This window comes from Kribbella sp. NBC_01245, from assembly GCF_036226525.1.
Lineage (GTDB): Bacteria > Actinomycetota > Actinomycetes > Propionibacteriales > Kribbellaceae > Kribbella.
The window spans coordinates 8034852-8050057 of record NZ_CP108487.1; the positions used below are offsets into that span (position 1 = coordinate 8034852).

The following is a 15206-nucleotide window of genomic DNA, read 5'->3' on the forward strand; positions in this document are numbered from 1 at the left end:
TAGTTCTACAAGAGTTACGGTGACCATAGCGTCGGGGAAACACCCAGTCTCCATTCCGAACCTGGAAGTTAAGCCCGCCAGCGCCGATGGTACTGCGACCGGGAGGTCGTGGGAGAGTAGGACGTCGCCGGACATTCACACTGTTAAGGGCCACCCGGCAACGGGTGGCCCTTAACATTTGTGGCGAATTCAACAGAGAGCGAAGAACTCGGCAAAGCCGCGCGGAAGTTCGCGGGTTTTGGAGAGTCCATACAGCTGTAGCGGCTCCAGCGATGCCTGCGGGCATTTTGGCAGCCCGCGGCTTGTTACCTTTAGACGTCCATACGTTTGAGTGTCTGCACCACCTTGTGTTCGATCGATAGGAGTCACCGTGGCCACGCCACCTCGTTCACCTCGTTCCGGTCCTGGCGATCGCGGCCGGGGCTCTTCTGGCGGGGGTGCGGGGCGTTCCGGCGCCGGCCGTGGTGGTAACGACCGCTCGGGCACCGGCCGCGGCGGCGGCAGCGACCGCGGCGACGACCGCTCCGGCGGCGGCCAAGGTCGTGGCGGAGCCGGCCAGGGCGGTTCCGGTCGCTCTGGTGGTTCCGGCGGCTACGGTGCGCCTCGTTCCGGTGGTCCGGGTGGCTTTGGCCCCGGTCGTTCCGGTGACGCTGGCCGCTCCGGTGGCACCGCCGGCCGTGGTGAAGGCCGCGGCGACAGTCGTGGTGACAGAAGTGATGGACCGCGTTCCGGCGGAGGAGCCCGTTCAGGCGGATCCGGCGGTAGTTCGTGGTCTGGCGGCCAGTCTGGTGGCGGTTCCCGCTCCGGTGGTCCTTCTAGGTCTGGTGGTTCCGGATCGTCCGGTGGCAGCCGTGGGTATTCCGGTGGCTCTGGTTCGTCCGGTGGCGGGCGTAGTTTCTCGGGTGGCTCCGGCGGCGACCGTCGTGGTCCCGCTGGACCGCGCCGGGATGACGAGCGTGGCGGCTACGCCGATCGTGGTGACCGCGACAACCGCGGTTACTCCGAGCGTGGTGACAGCAACGACCGCTTCGGTAGCCGCCCGGCGCGTGATGACCGCGGCTCGAGCGACCGCTTCGGCAGTCGTCCGGCCCGCGATGACCGTGGTTCCGGCGACCGCAGCGCACGTCCTGCCACCAACGATCGCAACGAACGCGGTGGCGGCGCGCCCCGCGGTGCCGGTCGCGACGACCGTGGTGGCAGTGCGCCTCGTGGTGGCTTCGGCGACCGCGGCGGCAGGGATGACCGTGGTGGGCGCGATGACCGCGGCGGCTCGGGTGCGCGGGATGACCGTGGCTTTGGTGCGCGTGGTCCCGCGGGCGACCGTGGTGCGCGTGGGCCGGCTGCGGGAGACCGTGGTGCCCGCGATACGCGTGGTGGTGACCGTGACCGTGGTGGCGATCGTGGCCGCGATGATCGCAGTCCCTTCGGCCGCGGGGGTGACCGGGCTGTCTATGGCGACCGTTCAGGGCGTCCCGCCGCTGGTGGGTCTGCTGGTGGCCGTGGCGCTCGCGACGACCGTACGGGCTACAGCGACCGGCCCAGCCGCGACCGTGATGACCGCGCACCGCGCGAGGACCGTGGCGCAGGCCGTGGTGCCGGCGCGGGTGCGGGCAGCCGTGGTGGCTTCGGCGAACGTGGTGAGCGTGGTGGCAGGGACCAGCGCGGTAGCGGTGACCGCCGTCGTCCGCCGGCCCCGCGTGATCGCGACAAGGCCCGCGGTCCGCGTCGGGAGGACAGCGAAGAGAGAGTTGGCCCGCGCAAGGACGATCCGCCCATCCCGGCGGGCGTGACCGGCTCCGAGCTGGACAAGTCGGTCAAGCAGGAGCTCCGTGGTCTGCCGCGTTCGCTCGCGGACCTGGTCGCGCAGCACCTGGTCGCCTCCGGCATGACCATCGACTCCGACCCGGAGTTGGCCTACCAGCACGCGAAGACCGCTCGACGGCTGGCGGCACGCCTCGGTGGCGTCCGCGAGGCGGTTGCGGTCACGGCGTACCTGGCGGGTCATTACGACGAGGCGCTGGTGGAGTTCCGCGCCGTTCGGCGTATGACCGGGAACAACGAGGTGCTGCCGACGATGGCCGACTGCGAGCGTGCGCTCGGCCGGCCGGAGAAGGCGCTGGCGTTGTCGCGTGAGCGTGCCGTCAAGGATCTCGAGCTCGGCTCCCAGATGGAGATGCTGATCGTGGCCGCCGGCGCCCGTCGCGATATGGGTCAGGCCGCGGCCGCGTTGCAGACCCTCGAGGTGCCCGAGCTGAACAAGCGGGTGCGGGTCGAGTGGCTGGCGCGTCTGCGTTACGCGTACGCCGACACGTTGGCGGCGCTGGATCGGGACGAAGAGGCGCTGGTCTGGTTCCACCGGGCCGCGGGCGTCGACATCGACGGCGCGACGGATGCCGCTGAGCGTGCGGCCGCTCTCGAAGGCCTCGAGTTCACCGACCTCGACGAGGACGATGACGACGAGGACTACGAAGAGCGCGGCCCCGCCATCATCGACGTCACCGACACCGCCACCCCGGCCGAATCCGCCGAGGACGACGCCGACACCGACGACAAGGATGAGGCTGCCGACTCCGACGACGACGCCGCAGACACCGCCGAGACAGACGACGAAGACGACGAAGACGACGCGGATGAGGATGACGACGACGTCGATTCCCCGGCCGAGTCTGCTGAGCTGGACGAGTCTGCCGAGTCCGTTGAGGTGGTTGAGTCGGACGAGGTCGACGAGACGGACGATTCCGAGTCGGATAAAGCGGACGAGGACGGCGCCGATGTCGTTGGTACTGAGGACGATGAGGCTGACGAGGACGAGTCGGATGAGGTTGACGGCGACGATAAGCCGGGCGATCTGACCGACAAGTAACCGGCGGCCGCCGGGCGGTGGCGGACGCGGCGCGCGCTGTTTTGGTACGGCGACGCGCCGGGTCCGCGAGAATTGCCCGATGGCGCCGATCGCGGTGGAGTTGTCCCCGGCCTCACCGGTCGGGGCGTTGGTGACGGGTTCGCTGGTGAGCGGTGCTGCGCGCTTGCGGCGATCCGTCGCGATGGTGGAGGCGTCGGAGTACGACGGCGTCCACCAGGTGCGGGTCTCCTGCCGGCGGCTGCGCAGCGACCTGCGGCTGTACCGGCGCCTTCTCACCGGCGACCAGGCCCTCCAGCTCCGCCAGGAACTGTCCCAGCTTGCGATGAGCTGCAGCCAGGCCCGCGATCTCGAGGTGGTTTCCGCCCTCATCCGCGATCACGCGACCAGCGAGGACGACGCCGACTACGTCGCGACCATCCTGCACCTACTCGCTACGAGCCTCGAACGAGCTGCCGCAACAGCCGAAGCCGCCGTCGCGAGCCAGCGAACCGCCATGCTGCTCGACCTCCTCGACGCCGTCGCCGCCGCTCCCGAACTCCGCGCCCGCGCCGATCGCCCCTGCGCCAAAGTCCTGCCACGGTTGCTGGACGCCACTCGGATCAAGTTCACCGAGGCGGCCGACCAGCTCACCCAGTGGTCCCCAGACGAGCAATGGCACGACGTACGCCTCGACGCCAAGCGCCTCCGCTACGCCGCCGAGAGCGTCTCCGTCGTACTCGGCGAAGAGGCGAAAGAACTCGCCGGTCGCGCGGCCAAATTCCAGGACCTGCTCGGGCAACACCAGGACCACTGCGCCGCCGCGGACACCCTCTGGCTCTTCCTCGACGAGGCGGACAAGGCCGGCGACGTCGAAATGGCCTTCGCCTTGGGCCGCCTGATGGAACGTCACCGTGCCGCCCGCCGCCCCCTCCGCGAAGAATTCCTAGCCCACTACCACCGCCCGTAACCCCCTCGCGCCCCCACGCGCACATCTGTGGAAAACCCTCCGCGAAGTGCCTCCTTGTGTTTGCACACGCGCGACACAACAAGGCACCTCGCGGGAGGGTTTTCCACAGATTCGGGCCGCGGGGTTGGGTTTTGGGGATTCGCCGGGTAGAGCGAGGCGGCAGAAGGCGCTGTGGTTAGAGGGTGCGGAAGAGGAGGCCGGTGCGGGGTTTGGGGCCGAAGGAGGTTGCTTTTTGGGGGAGGCGGGCGCCGTGGGCCGCGGTGGAGAGGACTTGGTCCAGGCGTGGTGGGTCGAGTTCGATGACGGCGGTCGCGACTGTCGCTTGGGCAAGGGCGTCGGCTAGGCGGTGGTGGAAGCCGACTGGCTCGGGGTCGACGCCCCACGCCGGGAAGAGCTCCTCGTGGAGCAGGGATACCTCGGGCTTGGCGACGGCTGCGGGCGACGTACGGGCGTCGGTGCGGTAGAGCGTCAGCCACGACGTACCGTCGAAAACCGAGAGGCGGTGCGCGTCGTCCTGCTGGCGGCCCGGAACCACTCGCCATCCTTCGGGCGTACGGGAGAGCACGGTTTCCAGAGATAGGCCTGGCACGGTTCGGTGGATGGCGTCGAGGGTGAGCGGGTGGCGGCCGTGGTCGACGAGCATGGCCAGGCCGAGGTCGGTGCCGGGGCGGTCGGGTTCGCGGCGGTTGCGTTCGAGGTATGCCGCGTATCGGTGGTGGCCGTCGGCGATCAGGGCTTCGCGGGTGGCCAGGTCGGCGGCGATGGCGGCGAGCGTCGTGGGGGAGTCGATCCGCCAGATCGTGTGGGTGGCGCCGTTCTCGGAGTCCGCGACCAGCCACGGCACGCCCGCGCGGGCCTCGTCGATGGCGTCACTCGCGGCGCCTCCACCGGTGTAGGCGAGCAGGATCGGTTCGAGATCCGCGTCGGTGGCCTCCATCAGGGTGAACCGGTCGTCGACCCAGTTCGGCATCGTGTCCTCGTGCGGGAGCACCACGTGGCCGCCCGGGTCGAGGCCGAGGGCACCGATCAGGCCGCACAGGAAGGCATCCCCGAGGCGTTGTTCGTAGACGTAGAGCGCGGGCTTGGCGTCCTGGACGACGACGCCCGCGTGCTGCCAGTCGGTCAGCCGTACGGCCGCCTGGTCGTACCGGCTCGGGCCAAGGTCCTGGTCGCGTGGAAGGATGAGCCGCACCATGTTGTGGAGATCAGAATCAGTCAGCCGCCGGACCAGGGCGGGTTCAAGGACGTCGTACGGCGGAGAGGTCACCGCGCCCAGCGTGCTGACCCGGCCGGCGACGAACCGCCACGCCCGCAACGGCTCCAGCCGCAACGGCCTCGACACCTGCGCACCCGAAGCAGCGTGGGCGTCCGGAGACACCTGGGCGTCCGAAGCACCCGGGGACACCGGCGCGCCGGAAGGCAGCGGCGAAGGCGTGTTGAGCGACTCGGGCATGAGCGGCATCGTACGGGGGCGGTCGTGAGCGCGCGCGGTAAGGACGGCCAGTCGCCGCCACCGCTGTCGGCCTGTGACCAGCCCCTTTCGATCCGGTACGACGTGGCGCTGCTCGATCTGGACGGCGTCGTGTACGTCGGGCCCGATCCGGTGCCGGGTGCGCCGGAGAGTCTGCGCAAAGCCGCCGAGGCCGGGATCCGCCTCGGCTACATCACGAACAACGCGAGCCGGCCGGCCAGCGTCGTCGCCGAGCACCTGAGCTCGTTCGGCCTCGACGTGACCGGGGATGACGTGGTCACGTCCGCGCAGGCGGCGGCCCGGCTGATCTCCCAGCAGTACCCGGCCGGCGCCAAGGTGATGGTCGTCGGTGGCGAAGGGCTGTTCGCGGCGCTGGACGAATACGGCATGACCGCCGTGCGCAGCAGCGACGAGGACCCGGTCGCCGTTGTGCAGGGCTTTCACCCGGAGGTCAACTGGGTGCTGCTCGCGGATGGCGCGCATGCGATCAACGCGGGCGCCAAGTGGTTCGCGACGAATCTCGACCTCACGATCCCGACCGCCGGCGGCAAGGCCCCTGGCAATGGGGCGCTGGTGAAGGCCGTGCGCGAGGCCGTGGAGGTCGATCCGGTCGTAGCCGGTAAGCCCGAGCCGCCCTTGCTGCTGACCAGCATCGAGCGGTTGAAGGCCGAGGCGCCGTTGATGGTGGGCGATCGCCTCGACACGGATATCGCCGGCGCGTACGCGGTCGGCATCCCCAGTTTGTGGGTCGCGACGGGCGTGAACGACGCGGTCGACCTGGCCGCCGCCCCGAAGGACCAGCGGCCGACGTACATCGGTGCCGGGTTGAGCGCGCTCGTGGAGAAGCACCCGGCCGTGGAGGTCGACGGCGGCATGCACTCGTGCGAGGGCTGGATCGCCGAGGTGGCCGACGGTGAGGTCGTGGTCGAGGGAGAGGGCGAGTCGTACGACGGACTGCGCGCGATCCTCTCCGCGGCCTGGGCGGAGGCGGACGAGAACGGCAAAACCCCGGCCGTGCGCGCCGCGCTGACCAAGGTTGGCCTGGGTAAACGGTGAACGCACGCTACCGTGGCTGGCAACGAACCCCAGCCTCAGCGAGGAGGCCATCATGGTGATGGATGCACTGCGCGGTTATGTTCAGCTCGCCAACGGCCTGACCGAGGTCACCAAGCAGCGTGCCCAGGCGGCCGCGAAGGCGCTGATCCAGCAGACCGGCGCCGAGCAGCTGACCACCGGACTGACCACGAAGGTGAGCGACCTCGCCGAAGAGATCGTGGCCACCAGCAAGAGCAATCGCCAGCTGCTGCAGGCGATCGTGGCCAACGAGGTCGAAGGTGCCGTGGCGAAGCTCGGTTTCGTGCGCGCCGAGGAGGTCTCCGCACTGGCTCGCCGGATCGAAAGCCTCGAGAAGGAGCTGGCCGCCGCGGAGAAGCCGGCCATGAGCACGCCGCCGATCAAGCAGGCTCCGGCCGCGAAGAAGGCCGCGCCGGCGAAGGAGGCCGCTGCCAAGAAGGCACCGGCGAAGAAGGCAGCCGCCAAGAAGACTGCCGCGAAGAAGACCACTGCCAAGAAGGCCTGAAGGTGACCGAGTTCCCGTCTGAACAGCCGTACCACGGCCCGGATCCCGATGCCGAGCCACAACCCGAGGACCTGCCGCCCGAAGAGCCGGACTACGAGACCGAGCCCGAGCGGGAGGGCAGCCACCCGCTGGTCGAGGAGACGATGAACCGGCTCGACGAGCTCCGTGAGCGTCCGGTGTCGGAACACGGCGAGGTTTACGCGGATCTGCACGAGCGGTTGCAGAACGCCCTCGCCGAGTCCGACGGCGAGCCCAGCTGAGCACCTGTGGCTAAAGCGGTACGACGTGCCCGGCTGGACGCCGAGCTGGTCCGGCGCGGCCTGGCGCGATCCCGGGACCATGCGGGCGAGTTGATCGCTGCTGGCCGGGTGAAGGTCTCAGGAACTGTCGCGACCAAACCGGCGACAGGAGTCGGCGCAGACGCGGCAATCGTCGTGGACACGTCTGAGATGGATGACCCGGGTTATGCGTCTAGAGGTGCGCACAAGCTCGTCGGCGCGCTAGAGGCGTTCAAAGAGCTCACTGTCGACGGCAAGCGGTGTCTAGACGCAGGAGCGTCTACCGGCGGCTTCACCGACGTCCTGCTGCGTAACGGCGCACAGCACGTCTTTGCCGTTGACGTCGGCTATGGCCAGCTTGTCTGGGCCCTTCAGACTGATGACCGGGTGACGGTGATGGATCGCACCAACGTGCGGACGCTCACGCCCGAGACGCTGGGGGAGCAGGTCGCGTTGGTCGTCAGCGATCTGTCGTTCATCTCGCTGACGCTGGTGCTGCCCGCGCTGATCGCGGTGACGCAGCCGGAAGGCGATCTCGTGCTGATGGTCAAACCCCAGTTCGAGGTCGGCAAGGAGCGGCTCGGCAAGGGCGGCGTGGTGCGCGATCCGGAGCTACGGGCCGACGCGGTGCGCGGAGTGGCGGCAAAAGCCACGGACCTGGGCTGGGGAATCGCCGGAGTCGCGGCCAGCCCGTTGCCCGGTCCGTCCGGAAATGTCGAGTATTTCCTGTGGATACGCCGTTCGGCACCGCCGCTCGATGAGACGATGCTCCGGACTGCTGTCGAGACGGGACCGCAGTGACTCAAGACGAGGAAGGGATGGCCGTGAGCGAGCCGCGTCGCGTGCTGCTGGTCACCCATACCGGTCGCGAACACGCCATCGAGGTCGCCCGAAAGGCGCACAGCCTGCTCACCGCCGCCGGGATCTCCGTGCGCGTGGGCGGTGCCGACGCCGATGTGCTCGCGCTGGACCCGGTCGAGGTGGCCCAAGACCCGGACAAGGCCGCCCTCGACGTCGAGCTGATCATGGTGCTCGGCGGCGACGGCTCGATCCTGCGCGGCGCCGAGCTGGCCCGCCCGCACGGCACCCCCGTGCTCGGTGTGAACCTCGGCCACGTCGGCTTCCTGGCCGAAGCGGAGTACGAGGACCTCGAGCGCACGGTGCAGTCCGTGGTCGACCGCAAGTACACCGTCGAGGAGCGGATGACCCTCGACATCTCCGTGTACGCCGATGGCGAGCTCGTCACCGAGACCTGGGCGCTGAACGAGGCGAGCGTGGAGAAGGCCGCCCGCGAGCGAATGCTCGAGGTGATGGTCGAGGTCGATGGGCGGCCGTTGTCCCGTTGGGGCTGCGATGGCGTGGTCTGTGCGACGCCGACCGGTTCGACCGCCTACGCGTTCTCCGCCGGCGGTCCGGTGGTGTGGCCGGAGGTCGAGGCCATCCTGATGGTGCCGCTGAGCGCGCACGCGTTGTACTCGCGGCCAATGGTGGTTGGGCCCGGGTCGACCGTGTCGATCGAGCTGGTGCGCGCCTCGGAAGGCCTGGGCGTGATGTGGTGTGACGGCCGCCGGACGGTGGAGCTTCCCCGTGCGGCGCGCATCGACGTACGGCGCGGTAAAACCCCGGTGCGACTGGCGAGGGTGCACGAGGCGCCCTTCACCGATCGCCTGGTAGCCAAGTTCGACCTGCCGGTGCTGGGCTGGCGGGGCACTGCCGAGCGTAAGAACGGACGGTCTGGCTGATGTTGTCCGAAATCCGGATCACCGGACTCGGGGTGATCGAGGACGCCACCTTGGACCTCGACCCTGGTTTCACCGCGGTCACCGGCGAGACCGGTGCGGGCAAGACGATGGTGGTGACCGGCGTGAGCATGTTGCTCGGCGGCCGGGCCGACAGCGGTCTGGTCCGGCACGGCGTACGGCGGGCCCGGGTCGAGGGGCGAGCCACTTCGGTGCCGAAATCCCTGGCCCAGCAGACCGAAGACCGCGGCGGTGAGCTGGAAGACGGCGAGCTGCTGATCGCGCGAGAGCTCTCGTCGGAGGGCAGATCCCGCGCGTTCTTGGGCGGCGCAAGCGTGCCCGTGAGTGTGCTCGCGGACGTCTCGGGCGATCTGGTCGCGATCCACGGCCAGGCGGACCAATGGCGTCTGCTGCAGCCGATTCGCCAGCGGGAAACGCTCGACACGTTTGCCGGCAAGCCCGTGCTCGAGCCCCTCGCCGAGTACACCGCGGCTTACCGAAGGCATCGCGAGGTCGAGTCCGAGTTGACCGAGCTCACCACCCGCCAGCGCGACCGGTTGGCCGAGGCAGACCTGCTGCGGTTCGGCCTGGAGGAGATCGCGAAGGCCGAGCCTCTACCCGGCGAAGACCTGGAGCTCGCCGCCGAGGAGGAGCGCCTCGCGTATGCGGACGGCCTGCGGACGGCGGCCACCACCGCGGCAGGCGCGCTCGCGGCCGAGGACCTCGACGCGACCCGGCCAAACGACGTGCTAGGCCTGCTTTCACTCGCAAAACAAGCCCTCGACGGCGAGCGCGAGCACGACCCGACCCTGGCGGGACTGGCCGATCGCGTGGCGGAGCTGAGTTATCTCGCGGCAGACCTGTCGGGCGAGCTCTCGTCGTACGCGTCGGACATTGATACCGATCCGGCCCGGCTGTCCGTGGTGAGCGAGCGGCGCGCGCTGCTGACGTCATTGGCCCGCAAGTACGGCGATGCCGACGGCACGATCGACGAGGTGCTGGAGTGGTCCAAGCGCTCCGCGGCACGTCTTGCCGAGCTCGACGGCAGCGACGAGCGGGTCGAGCTGCTGATGGCGGAACAGGCTGACCTGCAGACCCGGTTGACCGAGCTGGGCCACGTCATCGCGACCGCCCGGCGGGATGCGGCCGAGCGGCTCGGCAAGTCCGTGACCGGGGAGCTCGCCGGCCTGGCCATGCCGCATGCGCAGCTGACGGTCGACGTGCACGACAGTACGCCGGGACCGTTCGGCGCCGACGAGGTCGAGTTCTGCTTCGCGGCCAACCCTGGAAGCCCTGCGAGGCCGTTGCAGAAGGCGGCTTCGGGTGGTGAGTTGTCGCGCGTGATGCTGGCGCTCGAGGTCATCCTGTCGGACACGCATCCCGTGCCGACGCTGGTCTTCGACGAGATCGACGCGGGTATCGGCGGCCGCGCGGCCGTGGAGGTCGGCAAACGGCTCGCGAAGCTGGCCGAGAAGACCCAGGTCATCGTGGTCACGCACCTACCGCAGGTGGCAGCGTTCGCGGACCGTCACGCCGTTGTGCTGAAGAGTGACGACGGTTCGGTCACCACCAGCGGTCTGGTCGCGCTGGACGATGACGCCCGGCTGAAAGAGCTTTCCCGGATGATGGCAGGCCTGGAGAACTCCGATGCCGCCCAGGCGCATGCGGAGGAGTTGCTGGCCCTCGCGGCCGAGCGGCACGGCAAGGGCGGCAAGAAGCGAACTAAGAAGAATCTGTAGACATCAGGGCTCAACGACGTTTACAGTGCCCGGCCCGGTCCCTTGACATGGCAGGATGGCAGTCGCGATGAGACTGCCCACCTTGAGACGTACGCGCCCAACCGAACTTCCCGGTATTCACGGAGTGGTCCGGCTGGATCGCCGTACCAAGAACCTCACCAAGCGCCTGAAGCCCGGCGAGATCGCGGTGATCGACCACGTCGACCTGGATCGGGTCAGTGCCGAGGCGCTGGTCGACTGCAAGGTCGCCGCGGTCGTCAACGTGGCCGACTCGATCAGCGGCCGCTATCCGAACCTCGGCCCCGAGATCCTGGTCGAGGCAGGGATCCCACTGGTCGACGGCATCGGCCGCGAGGTCTTCTCCACCCTGCACGAGGGCGAGAAGGTCCGGCTGCACGAAGGCGTGCTGTACCGCGGTGAGGACGTGCTCGCGAAGGGCGCCAGCCAGGACAGCGAGACCGTCGCCGAGTCGATGGACGACGCCCGCGCGGGTCTGTCCACGCAGCTCGAGGCCTTCACCGCCAACACCTTGGAGTACCTGCGCCGCGAGCGGGATCTGCTGCTCGACGGCGTCGGTGTGCCCGAGATCCACACCCCGATGGACGGTCGCCATGTGCTGATCGTCGTCCGGGGGTACGACTACCGCGACGACCTGGTGGCCCTCCGGCCGTACATTCGCGAGTACCGCCCGGTCCTGATCGGCGTTGACGGCGGTGCCGACGCGCTGGTCGAGAACGGGTATGCGCCGGACCTGATCATCGGCGATATGGACTCGGTCACCGACGACACTCTGAAAAGTGGTGCCGAGGTGGTCGTGCACGCCTATCGCGACGGTCGCGCGCCGGGTTCGGATCGGCTCGAGCGGCTCGGCGTGCAGTCGATCGAGTTCCCCGCGACGGGTACCAGTGAGGATGTCGCGATGTTGCTGGCCGACTCCAAGGGCGCGTCGCTGATCGTCGCGGTCGGCACGCACAACTCGCTGGTCGAGTTCCTGGACAAGGGCCGCTCCGGAATGGCCAGCACCTTCATCACCCGGCTGCGGGTGGGGGCGAAACTGGTCGACGCCAAGGGTGTCAGCCGCCTCTATCGCAGCCGTGTCTCTACGTTCCAGATCATCGCGCTGATCACGGCCGGCGTTTTCGTGCTCAGCGTCGCGATGGTGTCGATCGACGCGCACACGATCTTGTGGTCGATCCTCAGAGCGCGCTGGAACGACATCGTCTTCGGGATCCAGGAGTTGTTCACGTGATCGACTTTCGCTATCACATCGTCTCGATCGTGGCGATCTTCTTCGCCCTCGGTGCCGGTGTGGTCCTGGGGGCGGGCCCGCTGAAGGGCACCGCGAGCCAGGTCGTGCAGGACCAGGCCCAAAGGGATCGCAATGCGCTCGAGAATGCGCGGGCGGAGCTGATCCAGGCCAAAGCGCTCGAGAAGTACCGCGACGACTACGTCACCAAGGTCACCGGCAGCATGACCACCGGCAAGCTCGCCGGTAAGAACGTCGCCGTCGTGACGATGCCCGACGTCGACGGTGGTCTGGCCAACACGACGGTCGAGACCCTGGAGAAGGCCGGCGCCACGGTCACCACCCGGGTCTCGCTGGACGGCAAGCTGTTCCAGGCCGACCAGCGCCAGCTGATCGACCAGCTCAGCACCGAGCTCGTCACCGCCGACGTCACCTTCGGCAAGGACAGCACCACCTTCGAGCGGACCGGCCAGATCCTCGGCCGGGCCATCGCGGCGAAGGAAGAGGGCAAGACCGTCGACGGTGACGCCACCAAGATCCTCGGTGGCCTGACCGGTTCGAAGCTCTTCGGTCTGAAGCCGACGCCGAAACAGCGCGCCAGCCTGGTTGTCGTAGTCGCGGGCAAGACCCCGAGCCCCGTGCCCGACACCTCGGCGTACGACGATGCCGTCGACCTCGCCGAGGGCCTCGACATCGCCAGCGGTGGTGTGGTCGTCGCCGGTGCGCCGGACAGCGCGCAGAACGGTGGCTACGTCAAGGACCTGCGCGGTGATTCCGATGCGACCAAGCTGGTCTCGTCCGTCGACGTCGCGACCATGCCGAGCGGCCAGGCCACGATCGTGTTCGCGCTGATCGAGCAGGCGGAGGGCAAGGCCGGGCAGTACGGCGGTGTCGACGCGAAGAACGGTGTCGCCCCGAGCGCCTTCCAGGCCAAGGACAACTGATGGGGCTGGGCAGGATCGCCGTCGCCCTGGCTTCGGCCGCCGCGACCGGTGCCGTCGAAGGCGCGACCCAGCGCCTCACGAAGGAGCAGCGCGAGCCGTTCGAGCGCGTCAACCACCGTGGTGAGCCCGTCACGCTGCTCGAGGGACCGATCGCCGTGCTCGGCGCGCTCTCGGGTGTTGCCGGTGACACCGCCACGCATCCGCGAGTGCGTGCCGCCGCGTTGCTGGCCGGTTCGGTTTCAGGCGCTGTCGGCGCGTACGACGACTTGCTCGGGACTACGCAGGCCAAGGGGTTCAAGGGCCACCTGAGCGCTCTGCGTCGTGGTGAAGTGACCAGTGGCGCCATCAAGATTCTCGGCGTCGGTGTGGCCGCTCTAGGCGCTGCCGCACTCCTTCCGCGCAAGACGACCGGTGTGGCCCGCGTCGTGGACGTAGTGGCGGATACGGCGCTCATCGCCGGTACTGCCAACCTCACGAACTTGCTGGATCTGCGACCGGGTAGAGCTTTGAAGGCCGTCACTCTGCTCAGTGCGCCCGCGGTGTTGGCCAAGGGCCCTGCAGCCGCCGTCGCGGGTGCAGCGGTCGCAGTGGCGCCGGCTGACCTCGACGAGCGCTCGATGCTCGGCGACTGCGGTGCGAACGGCCTGGGTGCCATGGCCGGTACGGCGCTCGCCTCCGCGCTGCCGAGGCCCTTGCGTCTGCTGGCCCTCGCAGGCGTCATCGCGCTGAACGCCGCCAGCGAAAAGGTCAGCTTCACCAAGGTCATCGCCGGCAACCCGACCCTCGACCGCATCGACCAGTGGGGCCGACGCCCCCGGTGAGCGTTGGCCGTCGGTTGGCCCAAGCCGCCGTACTGGTCGCCGCTGTCACCGTGCTGGCCCGCGTGGTCGGGTTCGGTCGATGGCTGGTCTTCTCGAAGACCGTTGGCGCGGGCTGTTTGGCGGACGCGTACGCGACGGCCAACCAGTTGCCGAACGTGCTCTTCGAGATCGTCGTTGGTGGTGCGCTCGCGGGCGCGGTGATCCCGGTACTGGCCGGTCCTGTCGCTCGCGGCGATCGTGCCGCGCAAGGGCGGATCGTTGGCGCCTTGCTGACTTGGTCGTTCGTGGTGCTGCTGCCGGTGGCGGGGTTGGCGTGGTTGCTCGCCGACCGCTACACCGACGCCATGCTGGATCCGGGCGTCGAATGTGGAGGTACGGCCGCAACCGCCACGAGGATGCTGGCGATCTTCGTGCCGCAGATCTTCGGGTACGCCGTTGCAGTCGTGGCTACGGCGGTTCTCCAATCCCACCAGCGCTTCGCGGCCGGAGCCGTCGCGCCGTTGGTGTCGAGTCTCGTTGTCGTCGCCACCTACGTGTTGTTCGCCTCCATGGCCCCTCGCGCGGACGAGGCTTCTGGTGGTGCCGTAAACCTGCTGGCCTGGGGTACGACGGCCGGCGTGGTCGCACTGGCGTTGAGCGTGTTGATCCCGATGCTGCTGCTGCGTCTGCCTATCCGGCCCACCCTGCGGTTAGACCCGGGCGTCGGGCCGGTGCTGCGTCGGCTCGCCCTTGCCGGACTAGCCGTACTGGTCGCGCAACAGGTGGCCTACCTCGCCACGACGTACCTTGCGAACCACCGAGGTGCAGCAGGAAGTATCGCGGTCTACACGTGGGCCAACGCGGTCTACCTGCTGCCGTACGCCGTACTGGCCGTCCCGATCACCACGGCCGTCTTCCCGCGCCTGGCCGCTGCGTACTCCGCTGGGTCCTCCGAGTTTGACCGGGTCGCGTCCACTTCCACGCGAGCGGTGTTGCTCGCCGGGGGAGTGGGTGCGGCGGCACTGGTCGGTACGGCGGTCCCGGTGGCGCGGATCTTCGCGTACGACAACGGACAGGTCCAGGCCGCGCAGGCGTCATCGCTCGCCGATGGCCTGCTCTGGTTCGCGCCCGGGCTTATCGGCTTCGGGCTGCTCATGCACCTCGGCCGGGTTCTGTACGCGCGTCAGGCCGGTCGACACGTCGCAGCGGTCACGGGGATCGCCTGGTTGGCCGTCGCAGTCTTGGGGTTCGTCCTGACGTCTCGGTGGGATGGCGTGGACGTAGTCGGCGCACTGGCCGCCGCGATGTCCTGCGGGATGCTTGCCGGGTCGCTGGCGCTACTGGTGGTTCTACGGCGGCAAGCTGGCTCAGCGGTCATGGCCGGTCTTCCGCGGGCTGCGGTGGCTGCAGTTGTCGGTGCGCTCGCTGCCGGGTTTGTCGGGCAGTTGGTTGCCTCACCCGCGTCTAGCGGCGGCTGGGGCCGGTCCCTGGTCTTCGCGCTGCTGTCGGGTCTGGCGGTCGTAGCCGTCTATTCCGTCGTAGCGGCTCTCGTGGCACGGCAGGACTTGAAGCTGTTATTGCGGCGTGGCGAGTAGGATCGC

At 68.9% G+C, this 15206-nt stretch carries 14 protein-coding genes and 1 rRNA gene; 14 read left to right on the forward strand and 1 reads right to left on the reverse strand.

Annotated elements, in window-relative coordinates:
* Nucleotides 1-15: 15 nt before the first annotated feature.
* The 4 genes from rrf (at nt 16) to OG394_RS37020 (ending at nt 3809) form a co-directional block, all read left to right on the forward strand.
* A 5S ribosomal RNA gene (gene rrf, locus OG394_RS37005) occupies nt 16-133 on the forward strand.
* Nucleotides 134-461: 328 nt separating this feature from the next.
* The gene (locus OG394_RS37010; protein WP_328991951.1) at nt 462-1790 is read left to right on the forward strand and encodes a hypothetical protein; all 1329 of its coding nucleotides are present in this window, start codon (nt 462-464) and stop codon (nt 1788-1790) included.
* Nucleotides 1787-2863: a hypothetical protein gene (locus OG394_RS37015; protein ID WP_328991952.1), complete on the forward strand. Its 1077-nt coding sequence runs from the start codon at nt 1787-1789 to the stop codon at nt 2861-2863. Before OG394_RS37010 ends, OG394_RS37015 begins: the two co-directional genes overlap by 4 nt.
* Before the next feature lie 79 nt (nt 2864-2942).
* The gene (locus tag OG394_RS37020) at nt 2943-3809 is read left to right on the forward strand and encodes a CHAD domain-containing protein (RefSeq protein ID WP_328991953.1); all 867 of its coding nucleotides are present in this window, start codon (nt 2943-2945) and stop codon (nt 3807-3809) included.
* Between the two features lie 175 nt (nt 3810-3984).
* Here OG394_RS37020 and OG394_RS37025 read toward each other — a convergent pair whose 3' ends face one another.
* On the reverse strand, nt 3985-5262 hold the full coding sequence (locus tag OG394_RS37025) for a DUF1015 domain-containing protein (protein ID WP_328991955.1): 1278 nt from the start codon (nt 5260-5262) through the stop codon (nt 3985-3987).
* 24 nt (nt 5263-5286) lie between these two features.
* On the opposite strand from OG394_RS37025, the gene OG394_RS37030 reads away from it, so the two are divergent.
* From OG394_RS37030 to murJ, 10 genes are all read left to right on the forward strand, one after another.
* Nucleotides 5287-6336 carry an HAD-IIA family hydrolase gene (locus OG394_RS37030; RefSeq protein ID WP_328991956.1) on the forward strand — a complete coding sequence of 350 codons (1050 nt, stop codon included), beginning with the start codon at nt 5287-5289 and terminating at the stop codon, nt 6334-6336.
* Nucleotides 6337-6388: 52 nt separating this feature from the next.
* Entirely contained in the window at nt 6389-6859 is a 471-nt protein-coding gene (locus tag OG394_RS37035) for a phasin family protein (RefSeq protein WP_328991957.1), read from the forward strand.
* A 2-nt stretch (nt 6860-6861) separates the two neighbouring features.
* A complete protein-coding gene (locus OG394_RS37040) occupies nt 6862-7119 on the forward strand; it encodes a hypothetical protein (protein WP_328991958.1) in 258 nt (85 codons plus the stop codon).
* 6 nt (nt 7120-7125) lie between these two features.
* Nucleotides 7126-7938 carry a TlyA family RNA methyltransferase gene (locus OG394_RS37045; protein WP_328991959.1) on the forward strand — a complete coding sequence of 271 codons (813 nt, stop codon included), beginning with the start codon at nt 7126-7128 and terminating at the stop codon, nt 7936-7938.
* Nucleotides 7939-7955: 17 nt separating this feature from the next.
* The gene (locus OG394_RS37050) at nt 7956-8879 is read left to right on the forward strand and encodes an NAD kinase (protein ID WP_442914254.1); all 924 of its coding nucleotides are present in this window, start codon (nt 7956-7958) and stop codon (nt 8877-8879) included.
* Complete coding sequence (gene recN, locus OG394_RS37055) at nt 8879-10615, forward strand: DNA repair protein RecN (protein WP_328991961.1); 1737 nt, start codon at nt 8879-8881, stop codon at nt 10613-10615. The genes OG394_RS37050 and recN overlap by 1 nt, the downstream gene beginning before the upstream one ends.
* A 67-nt stretch (nt 10616-10682) precedes the next feature.
* Nucleotides 10683-11864, forward strand: coding sequence for a putative cytokinetic ring protein SteA (steA, locus tag OG394_RS37060; RefSeq protein ID WP_328991962.1), 1182 nt, complete (start codon nt 10683-10685; stop codon nt 11862-11864).
* Complete coding sequence (locus OG394_RS37065; RefSeq protein WP_328991963.1) at nt 11861-12805, forward strand: copper transporter; 945 nt, start codon at nt 11861-11863, stop codon at nt 12803-12805. Before steA ends, OG394_RS37065 begins: the two co-directional genes overlap by 4 nt.
* Nucleotides 12805-13626, forward strand: a complete 822-nt coding sequence (locus OG394_RS37070) for a hypothetical protein (RefSeq protein WP_328991964.1) — start codon at nt 12805-12807, stop codon at nt 13624-13626. The genes OG394_RS37065 and OG394_RS37070 overlap by 1 nt, the downstream gene beginning before the upstream one ends.
* The gene (gene murJ / locus OG394_RS37075) at nt 13623-15200 is read left to right on the forward strand and encodes a murein biosynthesis integral membrane protein MurJ (protein ID WP_328991965.1); all 1578 of its coding nucleotides are present in this window, start codon (nt 13623-13625) and stop codon (nt 15198-15200) included. Before OG394_RS37070 ends, murJ begins: the two co-directional genes overlap by 4 nt.
* Nucleotides 15201-15206 lie beyond the last annotated feature (6 nt).